General features: G+C 63.8%; 17 protein-coding genes and 1 pseudogene. 10 read left to right on the top strand and 8 right to left on the bottom strand.

Features of this window, described 5'->3' with window-relative positions:
* Positions 1-31: 31 nt before the first annotated feature.
* The 3 genes from ACTAQI_RS17350 to uriH are packed head-to-tail and all read right to left on the bottom strand — an operon-like array spanning position 32 to position 3,531.
* Positions 32-994: a ribokinase gene (locus ACTAQI_RS17350; protein WP_457947504.1), complete on the bottom strand. Its 963-nt coding sequence runs from the start codon at positions 992-994 to the stop codon at positions 32-34.
* The gene (gene uriT / locus ACTAQI_RS17345) at positions 991-2,418 is read right to left on the bottom strand and encodes a uridine transporter UriT (protein ID WP_457947502.1); all 1,428 of its coding nucleotides are present in this window, start codon (positions 2,416-2,418) and stop codon (positions 991-993) included. Before uriT ends, ACTAQI_RS17350 begins: the two co-directional genes overlap by 4 nt.
* Positions 2,419-3,531, bottom strand: a complete 1,113-nt coding sequence (uriH, locus tag ACTAQI_RS17340) for a uridine-preferring nucleoside hydrolase UriH (RefSeq protein ID WP_457947500.1) — start codon at positions 3,529-3,531, stop codon at positions 2,419-2,421. It lies immediately after the preceding gene.
* Positions 3,532-3,799: 268 nt separating this feature from the next.
* Here uriH and ACTAQI_RS17335 point away from each other — a divergent pair, with 268 nt between their 5' ends.
* The 4 genes from ACTAQI_RS17335 to ACTAQI_RS17320 all read left to right on the top strand — a co-directional run bounded on the left by ACTAQI_RS17335 (position 3,800) and on the right by ACTAQI_RS17320 (position 7,450).
* The gene (locus ACTAQI_RS17335) at positions 3,800-4,789 is read left to right on the top strand and encodes a LacI family DNA-binding transcriptional regulator (RefSeq protein ID WP_457951095.1); all 990 of its coding nucleotides are present in this window, start codon (positions 3,800-3,802) and stop codon (positions 4,787-4,789) included.
* A 47-nt stretch (positions 4,790-4,836) separates the two neighbouring features.
* Complete coding sequence (locus ACTAQI_RS17330; RefSeq protein ID WP_457947499.1) at positions 4,837-5,943, top strand: GTP pyrophosphokinase; 1,107 nt, start codon at positions 4,837-4,839, stop codon at positions 5,941-5,943.
* Positions 5,944-6,261: 318 nt separating this feature from the next.
* On the top strand, positions 6,262-6,933 hold the full coding sequence (locus tag ACTAQI_RS17325; RefSeq protein WP_457947497.1) for a hypothetical protein: 672 nt from the start codon (positions 6,262-6,264) through the stop codon (positions 6,931-6,933).
* Between the two features lie 67 nt (positions 6,934-7,000).
* Positions 7,001-7,450 carry a rhodanese-like domain-containing protein gene (locus tag ACTAQI_RS17320; RefSeq protein ID WP_457947496.1) on the top strand — a complete coding sequence of 150 codons (450 nt, stop codon included), beginning with the start codon at positions 7,001-7,003 and terminating at the stop codon, positions 7,448-7,450.
* A 317-nt stretch (positions 7,451-7,767) separates the two neighbouring features.
* Here ACTAQI_RS17320 and ACTAQI_RS17315 read toward each other — a convergent pair.
* A pseudogene (locus ACTAQI_RS17315) lies at positions 7,768-7,869 on the bottom strand (3-oxoadipate CoA-transferase); the annotation flags it as partial.
* A gap of 28 nt (positions 7,870-7,897) precedes the next feature.
* Complete coding sequence (locus ACTAQI_RS17310) at positions 7,898-9,097, bottom strand: thiolase family protein (protein WP_457947494.1); 1,200 nt, start codon at positions 9,095-9,097, stop codon at positions 7,898-7,900.
* 295 nt (positions 9,098-9,392) lie between these two features.
* Here ACTAQI_RS17310 and ACTAQI_RS17305 point away from each other — a divergent pair, with 295 nt between their 5' ends.
* The 3 genes from ACTAQI_RS17305 to ACTAQI_RS17295 are packed head-to-tail and all read left to right on the top strand — an operon-like array spanning position 9,393 to position 12,259.
* Positions 9,393-10,781: a cation:dicarboxylate symporter family transporter gene (locus ACTAQI_RS17305; protein WP_457951094.1), complete on the top strand. Its 1,389-nt coding sequence runs from the start codon at positions 9,393-9,395 to the stop codon at positions 10,779-10,781.
* 30 nt (positions 10,782-10,811) lie between these two features.
* Positions 10,812-11,348 (top strand): carboxymuconolactone decarboxylase family protein, encoded by a 537-nt coding sequence (locus ACTAQI_RS17300; protein WP_457947493.1) that lies wholly within the window; start codon positions 10,812-10,814, stop codon positions 11,346-11,348.
* A 17-nt stretch (positions 11,349-11,365) separates the two neighbouring features.
* Complete coding sequence (locus tag ACTAQI_RS17295) at positions 11,366-12,259, top strand: amidohydrolase family protein (RefSeq protein ID WP_457947491.1); 894 nt, start codon at positions 11,366-11,368, stop codon at positions 12,257-12,259.
* Here the strand turns inward: ACTAQI_RS17295 and ACTAQI_RS17290 are convergent.
* Positions 12,243-13,019, bottom strand: a complete 777-nt coding sequence (locus tag ACTAQI_RS17290; RefSeq protein WP_457947490.1) for an IclR family transcriptional regulator domain-containing protein — start codon at positions 13,017-13,019, stop codon at positions 12,243-12,245. The genes ACTAQI_RS17295 and ACTAQI_RS17290 overlap by 17 nt on opposite strands.
* Positions 13,020-13,128: 109 nt before the next feature.
* Between ACTAQI_RS17290 and ACTAQI_RS17285 the strand changes: the two genes are divergently transcribed.
* Together ACTAQI_RS17285 and ACTAQI_RS17280 are read left to right on the top strand one after the other, a co-directional pair.
* Positions 13,129-13,800 (top strand): hypothetical protein, encoded by a 672-nt coding sequence (locus ACTAQI_RS17285; protein ID WP_457947489.1) that lies wholly within the window; start codon positions 13,129-13,131, stop codon positions 13,798-13,800.
* Positions 13,797-14,597, top strand: coding sequence for an SDR family NAD(P)-dependent oxidoreductase (locus ACTAQI_RS17280; RefSeq protein WP_457947488.1), 801 nt, complete (start codon positions 13,797-13,799; stop codon positions 14,595-14,597). Before ACTAQI_RS17285 ends, ACTAQI_RS17280 begins: the two co-directional genes overlap by 4 nt.
* A 133-nt stretch (positions 14,598-14,730) precedes the next feature.
* Here the strand turns inward: ACTAQI_RS17280 and ACTAQI_RS17275 are convergent, their stop codons facing one another.
* Together ACTAQI_RS17275 and ACTAQI_RS17270 are read right to left on the bottom strand one after the other, a co-directional pair.
* Complete coding sequence (locus tag ACTAQI_RS17275) at positions 14,731-15,876, bottom strand: acyl-CoA dehydrogenase family protein (protein ID WP_457947486.1); 1,146 nt, start codon at positions 15,874-15,876, stop codon at positions 14,731-14,733.
* A gap of 23 nt (positions 15,877-15,899) precedes the next feature.
* Complete coding sequence (locus ACTAQI_RS17270; protein WP_457947485.1) at positions 15,900-16,829, bottom strand: acyl-CoA thioesterase; 930 nt, start codon at positions 16,827-16,829, stop codon at positions 15,900-15,902.
* A gap of 86 nt (positions 16,830-16,915) precedes the next feature.
* Between ACTAQI_RS17270 and ACTAQI_RS17265 the strand changes: the two genes are divergently transcribed.
* Positions 16,916-19,180: an acetate--CoA ligase family protein gene (locus ACTAQI_RS17265; RefSeq protein ID WP_457947484.1), complete on the top strand. Its 2,265-nt coding sequence runs from the start codon at positions 16,916-16,918 to the stop codon at positions 19,178-19,180.
* Positions 19,181-19,197: the final 17 nt, after the last annotated feature.

The following is a 19,197-nucleotide window of genomic DNA, read 5'->3' as shown; positions in this document are numbered from 1 at the left end:
GGAACGACAAGTACGGAGCAATCGATGGGATTTATTGAGCCCGGAGGCGGCGTTCGACGTCGGCCGTGTCCGGGTACGCCGCCTGCGTGCCTTTGCGGGTGGTGGCCAGGGCCGCGGCGACCGAGGCGAACGCGGCGGCATCCGCGAGGGCATCGCCCGCCGCCAGCCGCACTGCAACCGCGCCGGTGAACGCATCGCCGGCTCCCGTGGTGTCCACAGCCGCCACCGTGGTGGGCTGGATGCGGGTCACGCGGGAGCCGGCCGAAGCCAGGGAGTCCAGCACCACGGACCCGTTCGAACCGAGCGTCACCAGTACCTGCTGGATTCCGTGCGCGGCGAACTGTTCCCGCACGGCATCCCACTCACCGGCGGCCGCATCAGCACCGGGAACCCGGGAATCCAGGAACAGCGCGGCCTCGTGGGCGTTGACCAGGAGGACGTCCGCCAGCCCGGCCAGGGCTGACGGGATCTCCGCATACGGCGAGAGGTTCAGCAAAACTGTGGCGCCGGCGTCGTGCCCTGCCTGGGCGGCCGCCAGCACCGTCTCCGTGCTGACCTCAAGGCAGAGGCTCACCACGGCGGCGCCCTCCAGGACGTCCGCGGCCGCGGCGACGTCGGCCGGGGACAGGGTGCCGTTGGCGCCGGCGGAGATGATGATGTTGTTCTCGCCGCTGGCATCCACCGCAATCACGGCGACACCCGTGGGCTCGCTGGACGTGCGCACGTGGCTGACGTCCACACCCGCACCCGCCACGGAGGCCTCGAGCATGTTGCCGTTGGCGTCCTCCCCCACGGCACCCACCAGGCTGACCTGCCCGCCCAGCCGGGCGGCGGCCACGGCCTGGTTGGCGCTCTTGCCGCCGGGATTCACGGCGAACCCGTTGCCCTGGACGGTTTCGCCGGGCTGCGGGAGGCGTTCGCAGTAGATGGTGAGGTCGGCATTGAGGGAGCCGACGACGACGATCCGGCCAGGGTGCCCGGCCGCGGCACTCACGCGGCCACCTCGGCCTCAACCGGCTTGGGGATCAGGAGCGAGGCGCCGAACGCGGCGACGGTCAGGGCCAGGCCGACCACCACGACGGTCAGGTAGGAGGCCTTCGCGTCGCCAAGGGACGCCGTCGCCACCAGGACGGCGGGCAGGATCAGGAAGCTCAGGCCCGCGCCCAGGTTGAAGGCACCGGCGTTCATGCCGGGCAGGAAACCGGGGTTGCCGGCGGGCGAGAGGACAACGCCGAGTCCGTTGAGCATGATGTTGACCGTACCGGCGTACATGATGCCCAGCAAGACCGTTCCGGCGATCATCATCGGCAGGCTGTGCAGGCCCAGGAACGCGATGACGGCGAGCGCCGCGATGCTGCCCAAAAGACCAACCCGGAGCACCTTGGTGTACCCCAGGACCGGCGCGAGCCTTCCACTGATCGGGCCCACCAGCCAGCCCAGCAGCGCGTACGGGGTGAGGATGATCAGCGACATCTCGGTGGGGCCGATGCCGAAGCCGGGGTCGGCAGCCTGGACGTAGGCGGGGACGATCCCGTTGATGACGGCGAAGATGCCGGTCATGGTCAGGGTGGTGGTGAGCAGCGGCGCCCAGGTGGAGCGCTGGCGCAGGTGCACGGTTTCCACCATGGGCTGGGCAGCCCGCTGCTCGGTGCGCCAGAAGGCAAGGAACGCGACGGCGGACACCAGCACCAGGGCCAGGCTCAGCATCAGGGTTGCCGGGGAGAATCCGGCCACCAGCTTGGAGCCTTCGTTCAGCGCGGTGAGCAGCGCGCCGACGGCCACCACGATGAAGAACACGCCCAGCCAGTCCATCCGGGTACCGGCGGCGGGCTTGCTCTCCGCGGCCAGGACCATGACGAGGGCGGTGGCGGCGACGGCCAGCACCACCATCAGCCAGAAGATGCTGCGGAAGCCGAAGTGCTCGGCAAAGTAACCGCCCACGAAGGAATCGACGCCGGCCACGCCGCCGTTGACGGCCGTGATGAGGCCCATGAGCGTGCCGTACTTGCGGGGGTTGCTGACGGCGGAGCGCAGCATGATGAGGCACAGCGGGACGGTGGGTCCGCTGACGCCCTGGATGATGCGGCCCACGAAGAGCCAGGTGACGTCCGGGGCGAGGGCTGCGATGACGGAGCCCACGGCCATGAGCACCATCATCCCCACGAGTACCTTCTTGCGTCCCACGATGTCGCTCAGGCGCGGCAGGAACAGGGAGAACAGGGCGGCGGCGGTGAAGAACCAGGTCTGGGACAAGCCGATGACGGCCTGGTCAGTCTTGAGTTCCTCGCCCATGGTCACCAGGGCGGGGCTGAGCATGGAGGCGTTGAGCTGGAATGCCACGCAGGCGGCCAGCAGCGCGGTCATCAGGGCGGCAACGTTGCCGCGGGCGGTTTTGGTCTCAGTCATGGTGGCGGTCATTTACTTGACCCCTCCGGCGGCGAGATGGGCACTTTCCGGGCGTACGACGCCGGCCGCGCTGACTTTGGTGGGCACCGCGCCTTGGCGGGGCCCGCCGTCGTCCGCGGTGCCGTTGGTGCCGGGCTCGCCGATACGGATCAGCGCGTCGGTGACCAGGTCCCAGAAGCGGGCGTGGTCCAGGTCCACGGCCACGCTGGTGTGGCAGTCGGCCGGGGCCGGCGCGCGGAAGTCCGCCACGGTCATGCCAAGGGTGAGCGTGCCCTGCAGTTCGATGTTCACCGGCACCTTGCGGGTGCTGACGATGCTGGGATCGATCACGTAGGCAACCGCACAGGGATCGTGGACGGGCGGGTAGTCGAAGCCCTGCGCGTCCTTGTAGGTGTGGGCGAAGAAATCCATCAGCTCGGTAACGAACCTGGCCGGCCCGGTGCCGATGGCCGCGATCTTCTCCACCACGTCCGGGGTGGCCAGCGCCTGGTGGGTGAGGTCCAGGCCCACCATCACCACGGGCCACTTCTCGTTGAAGACGATGTGCGCGGCCTCGGGGTCGATGATGATGTTGAACTCGGCCACGGCGCTCCAGTTGCCCACGTGGTAGCCGCCGCCCATGAGGACAACTTCCTTGACTCGTTCCACGATGCGCGGTTCCTTGCGGGCGGCCAGGGCGATGTTGGTCAGGCCGGCGGTGGGCACCAGGGTGACGGTGCCGGGCTCGTGCGCCATGACGGTGTCGATGATGAGGTCCACGGCGTGGCGCGGGTCCAGTTCGATGGTGGACTCGGGCAGGGCCGGGCCGTCCATGCCGGACTCGCCGTGGATGTCCGGCGCGGTTTCGATGCTCCGGACCAGGGGCCGCGGGCAGCCGGCGGCGAAGGGGACGCCGGTGATGCCGGCGATGGTGCCCACGGCCAGGGCGTTGCGGGTGACTTTTTCGAGGGTCTGGTTGCCCACCACCGTGGTGACGGCCAGCAGCTCGATGCTGGGGTTGCCGTGGGCCAGCAGCAGGGCCACGGCGTCATCGTGGCCGGGGTCGCAGTCCAGGATGATTTTCCTGGGTTCGGTCTGGCTTGGGCGGGTCCGGGGATTTGGTTCCACGATGGTTCTCCACGTCATTGGGGCCTGCCTCGCGGGCAGGGGTTTCAGTATTCCGGAAGTGATCATGGCAGGCTTTTGGCGCTTGCGTCAAACGCTTAACGTGATCCCGATATCGTTGCACGTCAAACGCTTGATGTCTTGGCTGGTGCGGGGGTCCAGGACCTCCAGCCAACCGAAGGTTCGGGGAGCGGGGCTGGGGTACTCCGGCGCCTACTACGATCAAAGTATGGATTCCGGGGAACAGGTGCAGCAGCAACGCCCGCGGCCGCGGCGGGTGACGGCGGCGATGGTCGCCGCCCGGGCCGGGGTCTCGGTGGCCACGGTATCGCTGGTGGCCAACGGCAAGACTGCCGGCCGCGTCGCCGAGGACAACATTTCCCGCGTGCGGGAGGCCATCGCCGAGCTGGGCTACGTGGTGGACGGGATCGGCAGCTCGCTGGCCAAGGGCGTCAGCTCGATCGTCATCCTGGTGGCGCCGGACATCTCCAACCCGTTCTTCGCCAAGGTGATCGCCGGCGTGCGGGAATCGCTGGGCCCGCAGTACCAACTGCTGCTGTCCGTCACCGAGGCCGGTGAGTTTCCGGCGGCCGCGGACGTCCGGCGGCTGATGTCCCTGCGGCCGGCGGGGCTGCTGGTGGACGCACCCAACGCCGGGTTCCTCGAAGACCTCGCGTCGCCGTCGCCCCTTGTCCTGCTTGATGCGCCGGGGCTGGAGTCCTACGCGCCGTCCGTGAACCTGGACGTGGCCAGCGGGGCACGCCAGCTGGCGGCGCACCTGGCTGAGTCCGGGCACAAGGAAGCGGCCTATGTGGACAGCGTGACCGGCACCGAGACGTTCGCGGTCCGGCGCGCGGCGTTCCTGGCGGAGGCGGCCGCCCGCGGCATCACCGTGAGTCCCGGCCGCATCATCAGCACCACCATCGACGTGGGGACGGCGGCGGCTGCGTTCGCCGCAGCCTGGCCGGAGTGGCAGCGTGCGGGGGTGACCACCGTCGCCTGCGCCACCGACACGCACGGCTACGGCGTGCTGCAGGAAGCGCGCGTGGCAGGGGTTCGGATTCCGGAGGAACTGGCCGTGGCCGGGTTCGACGACCTGCCCTATTCAGCCACCAGCAATCCGGGCCTGACCAGCGTGCACCTGCCCGCCACTGCCCTGGGCCAGAAGGCCGGGGAGCAGCTGCGCCGGCTCATGGAGGGCAAGTCGCTGGAGCCCGGCGGCGTCACATTGGAGACGTCGCTGATGGTGCGCGGCTCCACGTCCGCCGCCTCAACGTAGGGGCACCAAAGCGGCTGGCTGTCAGACCCCGGCCGTAAGCTGGGATCATGCCGAGTAACTGGGAAAGTCTGGACGCACCGCTGCGTGAGTCGGTGCAGCACAACGTGGAGATCTATGAGCGCGTCCGGCCTGCCCTGAAGCTGGTTACCCGGGATGTCCTGCTGGTCCTGCGGGACATGCTGAAGGACAGCGAGGTCACGCCGCTGTTCGTTACCGGCCGCACCAAGACGGTGGAATCCTTCAGGGAGAAGATCTCGCGCACCGAGGAACCGCTTGAGCCGGGCGGCCGGAGGCTCCTGAAGTTCCCGGACCCGTTCCGCACGCTCAATGACATGGTGGGCATCAGGGTGATCACCAAGCTGCCGGCCGAGAATGCCGCGGTGGCCAACATCATCAAGCGCCAGCGGCAGCTTTTCGACTGCCGCGGCGACCGCGAAAAGGACATCGGCTCCATCGAGTCCGGCACCTACGGGTATTCGAGCCGGCACCTGATCCTGCGCACCATCCAGAATGAGGCCGTCAAGGAGTACCAGCAGGTCTTCAACCCCGATTTGCAGCCCAACGGCAGCTACTTCTTCGAGTGCCAGATCCGCACCATCTTCGCCCACGCGTGGAGCGAGATCGAGCACGACATCCGGTTCAAAGCCGAGGACCCGCGCGCGTGGACGCCCCATTTCGACCGGCAGTTCACCGCCACCGCGGCCATGCTGGAAACGGTAGAGACAGCCTTCGCTGACCTGCACGAACGGTATGAGGAGGTCCGCAGTTTTTGGGACATGGACGGCGAGGGCGCTGCGCCGCTTACGCCCAACCGGATCCGGGACGTCTGGCGCACCCTGCTCCCGCACGTGGACCGCAAGGTGGACGATGACTGGGGCTGGGCCGCCGAGCTCCTCGCCGCGCACGGGCTTAACCAGACCATGCAGCTTGCCGGGCTCCTCAGCGCCAACCGGATTACTGAGGTTCGCAAGGCCCTGGACCACCGCTACTCCCCCGGCCCGGACCGGCTCCTGGACGATCTCCTCCTATGGCAGTACGGCACCAAACACATCGACCTCACCGCAGAAGCGGCCGACGCCGTCCCGCACCCGCGGCGCGACAGCCTCCTGCGGCGGCTGCGGCAGATTGAGCGGTACCGGATGACGACGAAGTAGGGGCCCTTGCCGTTGGAAGCTGCACGACTGGTTCTGTCCGGTTTCGGTGCTGTTGGGCAGGCCTTTGCTGCCGCGGTTCTGAAACCGGATTCCGGACTCAGGGTCGCTGCCATCCGGGGGCACGCGACTGAGGTCTTTCTTGCGCCCGGCTCCAGCGTGCCGGAACGCTCGTCGTGGGGGCCGATACGGCCCATTGCGGAGACGCTGGCCCGCGCTGGTGCTGCGGTTCTGGTCCAGGCACTCCCGTCTTCAGTTGAGGCACACGCCCGCGCCTTGGAGGAAGCGACTGCCGCGCTCAGGAGCGGCATTGATGTTGTCATGGCGACGAAGAGCCACATACTCAGCAACTGGCGTGACCTTGGGCGTGCCGCTGCGGAAGGCAAGAGCCGGATCCGGATTTCGGGGGCCACCGGGGCTGCGCTGCCCGCGGCGGACCTCGCCCGGGTGGCACTGAAAGGCATGGGCTGCATCGCGGTGCGGGCCTGCCCGAACGGGACGTCGACGTTCGTTTTGGATCAGCTGTCCGCCGGGATTGGGCTGGAAGCGGCGGTCCTGGAAGCCCAGCGGCGGGGCATCGCAGAAGCCGACCCTTCCGCGGATCTCTCCGGGAAGGACGCGGCCACGAAGGTCCGGCTGATTGCGGGACTCCTGTGGGACTGGGACGTCTCCCGGATTTCAGTGGAAACGGAACCGGTTGGGTCCTCCTCGCCTGCCAGGGCCTTGGCTGCCGCCCAGCAGGGGTTGCGCCTCCGCGCCGTGGCGAGGGCGTCCCTGGCCCGACCCTTGGCGGTCACTGTGCGTTTGGAGGCAGTGGCGCCGCCTGACCCGCTCTTCCACATCGCCGGCCCGGAGAAGGGGATGGTCTTTAGCTGCCCCGAAGCCGGGGACATCACGGTGCAGGGCGGCCGTTCCAGCCCTGCAGGGGCCGCCCTGGCGATGCTCAAGGACGTACTTAACCTGGCTGGGCCAAATACCACCGGATTCCGGTAGACATACCCTTGAAGATCAGGCACCAAATGGCGCAGCAAGTATCGATCAGCAGGCAATGAGGAAAACGGTGAAACAGTCCTACATCTCCGACGACGCCGCGGCGACCCCAAGCAGTTTAGATCCGGGCATTGACCCCGGGATTCCTGCGATCGATCAATTACTACTTGAGAGCCGCAGCGGGCTCGACCGTGTTCACGCTTCGGATCTTGAGACGGAGATGGCAGCGGGCGCGCTTGTTGTTGACACACGGCCGGCCGATCAACGGGACCGCGACGGTGATCTTCCGGGAGCGGTCGTCATTGACCGAAATGTTCTCGAGTGGCGGCTCGATCCTTCCAGCCCCCACCGGCTCCCCATCGCTGACGACCATGCCCGGCGGATCGTGGTGGTCTGCAACGAGGGCTACAGCTCCAGCCTCGCTGCACATACCCTGCAGCGGCTCGGACTGACCCGCGCGACCGACCTTGTCGGCGGCTTCCAAGCCTGGGCAGCACAGCGAGCCATCGGCCGGACTTAAGGCAGCGGAATGGAATAGGACCCCTCCGGTCCTAAAAGCCGCCCGACTAGGTGCTCCCTGATGTCGAATATTTTCCGTTCACCGGATTCGGTGCGGATCCAGGCAACGCCGATCTCAGAAGCGACCTGCTCAACTGTCCCGCGCCATTGTGAGACGCTTCGCTTATTGAATACTTCAATTGCCTCGCCTGGGGTTAGCAACTCCAGGAAGTCAATTTCCGTCTGCGTCAGTCCGTGTTGCATGCTCCGCCCTTTCCCTTATGTGCGATGACGATGGGCTCACAGAAGCGGGCCCTTTTGACAAGTCTCGACAAGGTCCGGGGAGGCCGCGGCGTTGATGAGGTCCTCGTCAATCTCATTACCCTTGGCCTCCGGTCCTATTCCGAGCATCCCGTTCTCCTTGTGCAAAGTGATGTCCTGGCCCCGGTCGGGCCAGGTCGTCACGGCATTACTGGTCCTTTCCAGCGGTGACGTTTTCAAGCACGACGGCCAGGCCCTGGCCCACGCCGATGCAGATCGCGGCGACGCCCCAGCGCTGGCCGGAGGCCTGCAGGGACCGGGCAAGGGTGCCCAGGATCCGGGTCCCGGAAGCACCCAGCGGGTGGCCCATCGCGATGGCGCCGCCGTGCCGGTTCACGATTGAGGGGTCGATGCCCCAGGCGTTGATGCAGGCCAGGGACTGCGCGGCGAAGGCTTCGTTAAGTTCGACGGCGCCCACCTGGTCCCAGCCGATGCCCGCCTTCGCGAGGGCTTTGTTCGCCGCCTCCACGGGGGCGTAGCCGAAGTACTGGGGATCGTTGGCGTGCGCGCCACGTCCGGCGATCCGGGCCAGCGGATCCAGCCCGAGCAGCCCCGCTGCGGCCTCGGACCCGATCCAGGCCGCGGAGGCGCCGTCGGACAATGGTGACGCGTTCCCCGCGGTGACCGTGCCGTTCTCGGTCCGGAACACGGTCTTGAGGCCGGCGAGCTTCTCCGCCGACGAACCCGCCCGGATGCCCTCGTCGCGGACCAGGTCCGTACCAGGGACCGGGGCCACCAGGTTGTCGTAGAAGCCCTCGTCCCAGGCCGCCGCGGACAGGTTGTGCGAGGCGGCGGCGAATTCATCCTGCGCCTCCCGGGTCACGCCGTACTTCTCGCGGAGCCGCTCGGTGGCCTCGCCCAGGGAGATGGTCCACTCCTTGGGCATCGCCTTGTTCACCAGCCGCCAGCCCAGCGTGGTGGACGCCAGGGTCATGTCCCCGGCCGGGTACGGCTTCTCCGTCTTGGGCAGCACCCACGGTGCGCGGGACATCGACTCGGCGCCACCCACCAGCATCAGATCGGCGTCGCCGGCGTTGATCTGCCGCGAGGCGATGATCGCCGCATCCAGCGAAGACCCGCACAGCCGGTTCACCGTGGTCCCCGGGAGGGACACCGGCAGACCCGCCAGCAGCGTGCCCATCCGGGCGATGTTGCGGTTCTCCTCACCAGCACCGTTCGCGTTGCCGAACACCACCTCATCAATCCGCTCAACATCAAGACCGGGGGCCCGCTTCACGGACTCCTTGATCACATGCGCGGCAAGGTCATCCGGACGCACGGCAGCCAGTCCGGAGCCGAACTTGCCGAACGGGGTGCGCACGGCGTCGTACACAAAAGCCTGGTTCAAGGGGTTCTCCTGAGTTGTTTAAGGGGATAGGTGGCCGGGTCCACAAGCGGAAGCGTGCGTAAACAGGAAATGCGGCAAATACGAGCGGGTTTTCCTGCCCCAAGAATGTTCGTCACGCGTACAAGCGTCCTTCTGACGGACAACGGTAGAAGGGTGCGGGGTCCCTGTCAATGATTGCCAGTCTCCGTCGGTCAGGCCGCGACTGATTGACAGGGGGGTGTGATCATGGCAACATTTGTACGCCAGACAAACTTTCGTACGCCAGTCGTACAAGATTCATAATGGAGTGGATCCTATGCAAGCAATATTTAGGTCAGCGTTCGGGCCGCGACTTTACATAACGGTGGCTGTGGCCATCGTTCTGGGCGCACTCGTCGGGTTCTTGTTCCCGGCCTTCGGCGCTGGTCTTGCCCCGATTGGCACGGGATTTATCCAGCTGATTCAAATGCTGATCGCTCCCGTCATTTTCTGCACGATCGTGACCGGCGTGGCAGGTGCCGGAAAGCTGACGTCGGTGGGCCGTATCGGGGTTAAGGCGTTGGCCTACTTCGAGATCATGACGACTGTGGCACTCGCGCTGGGTCTCGTGGTCATGAATGTGCTGAAGCCCGGAGCCGGGATTCACGCGAAGGCTGACGAGCTAAAGCTCAGTGACGCGGCCCAGGGCTACGTCAGCACTGGCCAGCATCAAAACTGGTACGACTTCATCGTCAACATCATCCCGCACAGCTTTGTCGGAGCCTTTACTGAGGGCAACGTCCTGCAGGTTCTATTGTTGGCGGTGCTCTTCTCCGTAGCCGTCAAGATGCTTGGGCCTAAGGGCGAGGGAATCGTCGCCGGCATCACCACCTTGAATGCGGCGATCTTCGGCATCATCAAGCTGATCATGTACCTTGCTCCGCTCGGCGCCTTTGGGGCAATGGCCTACACCACCGGGAAGTTCGGCATGGCCACCTTGCTCAGCCTCGGCTCTGTGGTTCTCCTGTTCTGGGCCACCGGCATTGCCTTCGCTTTGCTCGCTTTCGGGATCGTTGCCCGGATCTGCGGTCTGCGCATACTCGCGGTTTACCGCTACTTCAAGGACGAAATCTTCATCACGCTGGGCACGTCCAATTACGAGGCAGTCATGCCGCAGCTGATGAGAAAGCTTGAAGCTGTAGGCTGCCCCAAGCCCATCGTTGGCCTTGTTGTTCCTTCCGGCTACGCCTTCAACGGCGATGGGGTTTGCCTGTACCTTGGCTTCGCTTCCCTCTACATCGCGCAGGCATTCGACATCGAACTGTCGATCTGGCAGCAGATTGGGCTGCTGGCGGTCTTCATGCTGACCTCCAAGGGCAGCGCAGGCGTGGCAGGAGCCGGCTTCGTTATCCTTGCAGCCACCCTCTCCTCCACGGGCACCGTCCCCGTAGTGGGCATCATGTTGCTTCTGGGCGTGGATCGGTTCATGTCCACCATGCGTGGCCTGGTGAGCCTCGCCGGCCAGATGATGGGAAGCCTCGTCGTCAGCGCATGGGAAAAGGAACTCGACGCGCCACGCGCCCTGCGAATCATGCGTGGCCACGAATCACCGATCATCGAACCTCTGCTCCCCGTACCGGCGCACCCAGCCTCGGCTGATCGCCCAGACAATGCCTTGAGCGAAACCTCAAGCCGGCAGAATCCAGCACCCACCGTCCACCGCTGAACCCCCACAAGCAAGATTAAGAGAGACAACATGCCACGCCTGTCCTACGCCACCCCCAGCGACCTCACGGCGGAACGAATCCGCAACCGCCGGGGTGGGATCCTTACCCCCCTTGACCAGCTCCTGTCACATAACGATGCCCTCGCCGCAGGGTGGAACTCTCTCCTCGGGGCCGTGCGCCAGAAGTTTTCCATCCGGGATGACTTCCGTGAACTGATTATTCTTCGTGTCGCCGTTCTCAACGACGCCGAATACGAGTGGGCGGCGCATGTGGACCTCGGCATCCGCTACGGCCTGGACCAGAACGTCCTTGAACTGCTCCAGAAGGACGCGCCGGTCGAAACGGGCAATGCGCAGTTCGACGCCATTATCGCCTACACCGATGAAATGACCCGTAACGTCGCCGTTTCCGATTCAACGTTCGAGCTGATGAGAACCTTCTTCTCTGAAACCGAAATCGTTGAGCTCACCGCAACGGTCGCTTCCTACAACATGGTCTCCCGTTTCCTTGTTGCGCTCGGTGTGGCAGCATCCGACCGGCAACCAGCACTAGCCCCAAACGCCTGATCGAAAGGAGCCACCGGATGCACGCACTGACAGTCACCACTCCCGGTCCAGACCGCACCCCCCACACACCACAGACTCTTTTGCCTGCCGGAAGCTGCGACTCCCATGTCCACGTATTCGGTCCTCACAAGAGGTTCCCCTTTGCCCCCGATCGGACCTTCACTCCTGAAGACGTTCCCCTGGAAGATCTGCAGTCGCTGCACAATTTCCTTGGCTTCGACCGTGCTGTGATCGTCCAATCGGCCTGCCACGGCGCCGATCACTCAGTGGTGCTGGATGCGCTGGAACGTGGGGAGGGTCGATACCGCGGGGTTGCCTTGGTGGGCCCCAGTACCAGTACCGCCGACATTCAAAAGTGGCACGAAGCGGGGATGCGCGGAGCGAGAATCCACTTCGCATCCCATCTTGGACAACCGCCCAGCAGGGACGAGATCGCCAGCATTGTTGACCTGATTGGTCCTTTCAATTGGCATCTGGCCGTGCATGTAACGGGATCCGCAATCCTGGATTTCGCCGATCGCATCGACGACATTCCGTTGAGGATTATCTTTGACCACATGGGTCGCTTCGACATCACTGAAGGCCGCGAGCAGCCTGAACGTAGGGTCCTGAAAGAACTCCTCTCCGGTGATGATATCTGGGTCAAGCTCAGTGGCGCGGACAGGATCACAAAAAGGGCCCCGGGAATGGAAGATTCCATAGCGCTGGCCAGGGAACTATTCCAATCGCGTCCGGACCGCTGCGTGTGGGGGACAGATTTCCCTCACCCCAACACCCATGGGTTCATGCCAAACGATGGGGATCTGATTAATACTCTGACCCGGATTACGGACACCCCCGAAGAACTGGAACAGCTTCTGGTCTCCAACCCGACCCGCTGCTTCGACTTCTCCTCTAATGAAACACCGTAACCCCAATTTCCGACGAGATTTGTTGGGCTGTGCTGATAAGAGCCGGGACGTAATCGGAGACAAGGCGATCCGGCGTCACACGCGCAGCGTTTGCGGACACGTTGACCGCTGCTACCACGTGCCCTCCGCGGGCAAAGACAGGGGCTGCCGCAGACCTGATCCCTTCTTCACGCTCACCGTCTGCTGTGGCATACCCGCGCGCCCTGGCAGTAGCCAGCTCAGTCCTCAGCTTGTCAGGATCGGTAATCGTCGTGGGAGTCAACCTGACCAGAGCCACTTCGGAAAGATATTTATCCAGTTGCTGCGGGGACAGATATGCCAGAAGGATCTTTCCCATGGACGTCGCGTAAGCAGGCAACCGGGACCCGGTGTTAAGAGTTGTCACCATGCTCCGGTTGCCAGGAACCCGAGTGAGGTACACAATCTCGTTGCCGTCCAGAGTGGCCATCGAGCAGGACTCATTCAACAACCCGGCCAGGCGCCGCATATGAGGTTGGGCGGTCTCCCAGTAGGGCAGCGCAGAGAGATAAGCGAAACCCAGGCGAAGCACTTTGGGCGTCAGACGAAAAAACTTTCCGTCCGTTTCGGCGAAACCGAGGTTTACGCACGTGAGAAGTATCCGCCGCGCCGTTGGACGGGTCAGTCCAGAGAGCTCAGCGGCCTCACTCACCGTGAGAGAGGGATGGTCGTGGGAAAAAACTTGAACCAGCCGGAAGGCTTTCTCAACGGAGTCGATGACATCCGGATTCTCGCGGGACACGCTCACTCCTACTGTCGTCTTGGCGCGAATGCGGCCCCAACATGTGGTTTTCCTGCAGTTTACCCACTGAACAGACAGGCCCCGCCACTCACCGCGGGAGGGGAACACCATGACTAATGGTTTGCTCGCCGTATTTTCAGAACCCGGTCAGGTCCCGGTGGCAGAGTTCCATAACTGGTACGACCAGGAGCACGTCCCCCTCAGACTCCAGTTCCCCGAATTCGCAAACGGCTACAGGTTCAAGGCCGTTGACGGACTGACGCCAGCCTGGCTGGCCACCTACGACATAGACCTTGCCGTGCTTCAGAACCCCCTCTACCAGTCTCTTCGGGAACAGCGAAGCCCTCATGAGCAGCACATTGTCGAAAACCTCCACACGTTGGACCGTCGCGTTTATTCGCTCGAGCATGAAGCCGGAGCTCTGGACGGGGAACCGCGTTATCAGGTGGTTGTCGGCCTCACCTCTCAAGCGGAGGACGGCTTGGTCGACTGGTACATGCATGAACACATCCCGTTGTTACTCCAAATACCGGGATGGAACCGCATCCGACAGTACCGGCTTATCGAGGGCGCCGGGGAACAGATAGTGACGATCCACGATATTGAACACCCCTCCGTATGTGAGACGGAGTCGTGGAGAGGTGCAACGTCCACCCCTTGGCGGGAAAACGTCATGGCCGACGTGACATCCAGATCCCGCCGGGTGTTCAAATTTCACAACGCAGGCCAACGCCCGCCTGCAAATTGGCTCAACCCACACCTAATAAAGGAGACACAATGACACAACGCCTGCAGGACAAAGTCGCCCTAATTGTCGGCGCGGGAAGCGTCGGACCAGGCTGGGGAAACGGCCGCGCCTGTGCCGCAATCTTCGCCGCCGAAGGCGCCAACGTGTTCGCGGCGGACATCAGTCAGGAAGCGCTCGACCCGACCCTTGAACTGATCCGCGCTGAAGGAAACACCGTCGAAGGCCACCTCTGCGACGTCACCGACACGCAGTCCGTCCAAGACATGATCAAAGCCTGTGTCGACCGTTTCGGCCGGATCGATATCCTGGTCAACGTCGTCGGTGGCTCACGCCGTGGCGGCGCAGCTGAAATCAGCGAAGAGGAATGGACGCGGCAGCTCGATTTCAACCTCACGAGTGTGTACCGGACATGCCACGAAGCGATCCCGCACATGGTTGCCTCAGGCGGTGGGGCCATCGTGAACATTGCCTCAACCTCCGGAACTCGATGGACGGGCGCACCCCAGGTGGCGTACGCATCCTCCAAAGCCGGCGTCATCTCCTTCTCCCGCGTCACAGCTGTTCAATACGCCCCGGACAACATCCGGGTCAACACGGTCGTGCCGGGTCAGCTCCATACGCCAATGGTTGAGGCGCGTCTGGCCGGCCAGCGCGCCGGAGGAGACGTGGACAAGCTGCTGGCACAGCGGCAGTCACGGATTCCGCTGGCGTTCGCCGGTGACGGCAGGGACACTGCCTACGCGGCACTCTTCCTTGCTTCGGATGAAGCGCGCTTCGTTACCGGCACGGAACTTGTTGTTGATGGCGGCATGACCGCCAGATGCGACTGAACCCGGCGAGGGCGGCGGCGGAAGGGCCATTCAATTCCGGGGACTCGTGATCCTCAAATAAGTCCTTCCTCTCCACCGGCAGAATCCCCGGCTGACTGCCTGTCGTCGGCCGGGGATTCTCTGCAAGGGCGTCTTAGGGACGCTGACTGAAGCGCCGGTCGAAAATGTGTTCCGCCACCCGGTTCTTGAGTATCTCGGTCGACCCTCCGGCGATCATCCAGCCGCGGGTGCGGCGCACACAATATTCCATGAGCGTAAGCGAACTGAAACCAACCGCTCCCATAACCTGCATGGCCTCATTAGCCACGCGGAAACCGGCCTCGTTGGCGGCCAGCTTCGCAACCGCTGTGTCGTAAGCAGAAGGAAGGCCGTCAGCGGAGTTGCGGACCGCCCGTTCGAGGAGGAGCTGGGCGCCATCCAACGCCACGCTCATCTCCGCGAACTTCCACTGCAGGCCCTGAAATTCCATCAGGGGCCTTCCGAACTGTTCCCGTTGCGAGACATGGTTGCGCGCAAGCTCAAAGGCCAAACGGCCAAGCGCAAGGGAGCGGGAGGCATTTCCTATTCGCTCAACGTTGAATCCGCTGATCTGGCGTTTGAACCCGCCCGGACCCAGAAGAACGTTCGAGGCAGGAATCCGGCAGTCGACGAACGTCAGGGGCGCCCATAATTCCCCGCTCATGTAGGCCGATGGCTCACCCACGGTAAATCCGGGCGTGTCCCGTTCCACGAGGACGGATCCAATGCCACCCACCCCCGGACCGAACCTGACATAGACGAGGAACAGAGGAGCATCGGCGCTGTAGCCCGACCAGCACTTGGCCCCATTGATGACGTACTCATCCCCCTCCTGGCGGGCCGTAGTCTGCAGATCCGTAACAGCCGATCCAGCCTCAGGTTCGCTCATCCCCAAGGCCAGGAGGCTCTGCCCCGACAGCAGATCAGGGAAGTAGCGGGCTTTCTGGTCATCGCTGGCGTACTCGGCGAAGGTCCTCAGTGCGCCAAAGTTTCCGGCTTGAACAACATCGGCGCTTTTCGGGCACGCCATCCCAATTTCCTGGATGGCAATTACTGCTTGCATCAGGGATGCACCACGGCCGCCATCTTCCTTGGGGATAGTGAGTCCGATCAGGCCCTCATCGGCCAGGAGTTTCGCCGTCTCCCAGGGGTAGTGCGGTTCATGTGCCCGTTCCAGCGCTGTCGGCGCCAGCCGTTCCTGGGCAAAGGACCTTACCTTGTCGCGGAACGCGGCCTCGTCGGGAGTGTCGTTCAAATACATTTACGCTCATCCTTTCCAATGTCCTACTGTCGAGGGTTCCGACGGTCGCCGGTACCCTCCGGAGGTGAAAAAACACCCTGCTGGGTGACCGTTGCCGCCAGCCTTCCGTCCTGTGCGAATATCAGGCCCCGTGCCAGGCCCAAACCAGCCGTGCTGAACGGGCTGTCCTGCGCGTACAGGTACCACTCCCCTGCAAAAACATCGGCGTGGAACCACAGCGCATGGTCAACGCTTGCCACGCGGCCCCCTGGCCGCTCCAAGCTCCCCTGCCGTGCTTTCGTCACGGCAGGCAACAGCGAGCGGTCCGATGCGAAGGCGAGAATCGCCCGTTGGTGGTTCTGGGGAGCACCGATTGCAGGAGCGGTACGGAACCAGAAGTACCTCGAGGTGTCATCGGGCAAATCCGAGTCGTCGATGCAGCGGATGTCGAGGGGACGCGAAGCTGTCCACCAGTCACGACGTGCAGGCCACTTGAACCCTGTGGGACGGGCACTTGGGTCCCGGACCCGCTCATGCAAAGGCGTGAGTCCTTCAGGTAATGGGACGGCCGGCATGGCTACCGAGAGCGTTTCTTCATCGGAACGTTCTGTAACGAAGGACAAGCTGGCCTGGACGAGGAGACGGCCACCCTGGACGGCACGCACATGCCGGACGGCAAAGGATCGCCCGTCCCGGACCCGCTCGACACAATAGTCAATCTCTGTGTCCTGCCTGCCGGCTGCAAGAAAGTACACGTGCAGGGAGTTTACGGTGCGGTTGTCCATCACGGTGTCTGCGGCCGCCATGATCACCTGGGCCAGCAGATGACCTCCAAAAAGTCGGCCCGTGAAACCCCGGGGCGGCCATCCCCGAAAATTGCCGGCGTGGGACTTACTCACGGCGAGCCTCTCCAGGAGCGGACATTCGTTGACGGCCCCCTCCTCCGAGAGCTCGTCTCCCTGGACCAATTCCATGATTTCGGCTCCTCAAATCTGCGCGGACCTGAAACTCTGTAGACGCTACTCTATAGAGTATGTAATGATCATCACATGCGGCTGTCTTGAATGACAAGCAGGTGACAGGCCGCGGAATAGAACCACGATTGCCCGGAGCGCAATATCGGCTGGTACTTGATGAAGAGTCCCCGCCTGCGCCATACGCCTTACAGGAGCTACTGAATATGCAGGACGTGAAACAGCCAAGCCTTGCCGGTCCCCTACTGAACCCGCGCAGTGTTGCCATCGTCGGGGCCTCCGACGATCCAAAGAAGACCACGGCCCGGCCGCAGCAGTTCCTGGCCCGCGCCGGGTACTCAGGAAATGCCTACTTCATTAATCCCAAACGCGAAACAGTGCAGGGCGTAAAGGCGTGGCCGAGCCTTTCGGCGCTCCCAGAGGTGCCGGAACACGTTTACATCATGACGGGAGCGGAAGCCGCCATCGAATGCGTGCAGGAATGCGCCCGCATTGGAGTGCAGGTTGCCACCATTCTGGCATCGGGCTTCGCTGAAGACGGCGAGGCCGGCCGCGATCGTGAGGACCGACTGCGGGCTGCTGCCGCCGCGGGAGACGTTCGTCTTGTGGGTCCCAGCAGCCTTGGCGTAGTGAACCCCCGAAATGGACTGATGCTGACCGGAAATGCAGCTTTCGGGGAACCGGACACTCCGACAGGCGGAATCTTTGTCGCCTCGCAATCCGGAAGCGTCATCGGGGCCCTCGTCAGTCGAGCGCGCGGACGGGGAATCGGGTTTTCCGGGCTTGTTTCCACCGGTGGCGAAGCGGACCTTTCCCTTGGATCGATCTGTGAGGCAACCCTCAGCGATCCCGGCATCACCTCGTACGCACTGTTCCTGGAATCATTGCGGCATTCCGAAGACCTTGCCTCGTTCGCCGCAGCCGCTCACCGGGCGGGCAAACCTGTAGTCGTCTACAAGCTGGGCCGCTCCGAAGAGGCCGCCGCCTTGTCTGTGTCCCACACCGGGGCGTTGGCAGGTGAAGACAGCGAATCACAAGCCTTCTTCGAAGCCTGCGGATTCGCCAGGGTCAACCACTTTGAGGGCCTGATCGAGGCGCCTGCCTTGCTTCAGAAGGTCGCAGCGACTGATCGTCCACGCGCACCAAGGATCGGCGTGGTCACAACAACCGGCGGCGGGGCGGCCATCATGGTCGATCAGCTGGCCGTCCGCGGGATGAAGATAGTTGGTCCCAGCAGCAAATTGATCGCAGACATGACCGCAGCCGGAGCACCCGTACCGCACAGCCTGATCGCTGACCTCGGACTGGCCGGCGCCCGGCATGACATTGTCACCAATGCCCTCGAGCTCATGCAGGACAGCGGAGAGTTTGATCTCATCCTCTTTGTTATCGGATCGTCGGCCCGTCTCAATCCAGAACTGGCCGTGCAAGCCATCGCAGATAGAGGCGGACATCAGGTACCGCTTGTTGCCTTCGCCCTGCCGGAAGCGCCCGCCGCAGCCGAGCTCCTGACCGGATCGGGTGTTCCTGCCTTCCGCACCCCTGAATCATGCGCGGACGTCATTGCCGCCGCTTTCGCACGCCGCACGACCATCATTGGCCAGGGAGCAGGATTCGCCATTGACGCCGAGGCTGCGGGCATCGTTCTGGACGAGCTGTCCTCTGCCGAAGTCCTGGCACGTCAAGGCGTGCCGTCATTCCCGTCCATCGCGGTGACACTGGAGGATGTAGACGGTCTCACTGATCTTCCCTTCGACTTCCCCGTCGTCGTCAAGGCGCTTTCTGACAAGGTCCCGCATAAGAGCGATCTCGGCGGGGTGATACTCAATGTCCCGGACATGCCGGCCGTCCGGGCAGCCGCACGTCAGATTGCGGCAAACGTGGCAGCACACGATTCGGAGATCAGGATCGAGCGGGTGCTGGTTCAGAAAATGGCGGGTAAAGGTGTGGCGGAAGCCCTGGTCGGCTACAGGGTCAGCCGGGATGTCGGTCCGGTCGTCGTGCTTTCCACCGGAGGCGTTCTGGCCGAGATCTTCGCAGATTCCGCGGTACGACTTGCTCCTGTTACCCACGAGACCGCTCTGGAAATGATCCACGAAGTAAAGGGCCTGCAGGTTCTTCAAGGTTACCGAGGTTCAGAAGCCGGCGACGTGCAGGCCCTGGCAAGCACCATCGTGGCTGTGTCAAACCTGGCAATTGATGACCCTGGGGTGCTCGAAGCCGAGATAAACCCGGTCTCAGTTGGCCCCGTTGGTCACGGTGTTTCAGCGCTCGACGCTTTAGTCCGCCGCAAGGCCGACACTGGCCAGGTCGGCGCACCCCTTCAGCTCCAAACCGCCGCGGGCCACTAACCATCCACCCGAAGGTA

It is taken from the genome of Pseudarthrobacter sp. alpha12b (assembly GCF_054130495.1).
Note: the sequence above shows the minus strand (reverse complement) of the source record. Positions and strands in the feature narration are given on the sequence as shown.

Bases quoted from the DNA above. Each gene is read 5' to 3' on its own strand.
- ACTAQI_RS17295 (WP_457947491.1), top strand. From the start codon at position 11,366: ATGCACGCACTGACAGTCACCACTCCCGGTCCAGACCGCACCCCCCAC.
- ACTAQI_RS17300 (WP_457947493.1), top strand. From the start codon at position 10,812: ATGCCACGCCTGTCCTACGCCACCCCCAGCGACCTCACGGCGGAACGA.
- uriH (WP_457947500.1), bottom strand. From the start codon at position 3,531: ATGACGTGGAGAACCATCGTGGAACCAAATCCCCGGACCCGCCCAAGC.
- ACTAQI_RS17325 (WP_457947497.1), top strand. From the start codon at position 6,262: ATGGCGACGAAGAGCCACATACTCAGCAACTGGCGTGACCTTGGGCGT.
- ACTAQI_RS17285 (WP_457947489.1), top strand. From the start codon at position 13,129: ATGACTAATGGTTTGCTCGCCGTATTTTCAGAACCCGGTCAGGTCCCG.
- ACTAQI_RS17305 (WP_457951094.1), top strand. From the start codon at position 9,393: ATGCAAGCAATATTTAGGTCAGCGTTCGGGCCGCGACTTTACATAACG.
- ACTAQI_RS17280 (WP_457947488.1), top strand. From the start codon at position 13,797: ATGACACAACGCCTGCAGGACAAAGTCGCCCTAATTGTCGGCGCGGGA.
- ACTAQI_RS17270 (WP_457947485.1), bottom strand. From the start codon at position 16,829: ATGGAATTGGTCCAGGGAGACGAGCTCTCGGAGGAGGGGGCCGTCAAC.
- ACTAQI_RS17330 (WP_457947499.1), top strand. From the start codon at position 4,837: ATGCCGAGTAACTGGGAAAGTCTGGACGCACCGCTGCGTGAGTCGGTG.
- uriT (WP_457947502.1), bottom strand. From the start codon at position 2,418: ATGACCGCCACCATGACTGAGACCAAAACCGCCCGCGGCAACGTTGCC.
- ACTAQI_RS17275 (WP_457947486.1), bottom strand. From the start codon at position 15,876: ATGTATTTGAACGACACTCCCGACGAGGCCGCGTTCCGCGACAAGGTA.
- ACTAQI_RS17335 (WP_457951095.1), top strand. From the start codon at position 3,800: ATGGTCGCCGCCCGGGCCGGGGTCTCGGTGGCCACGGTATCGCTGGTG.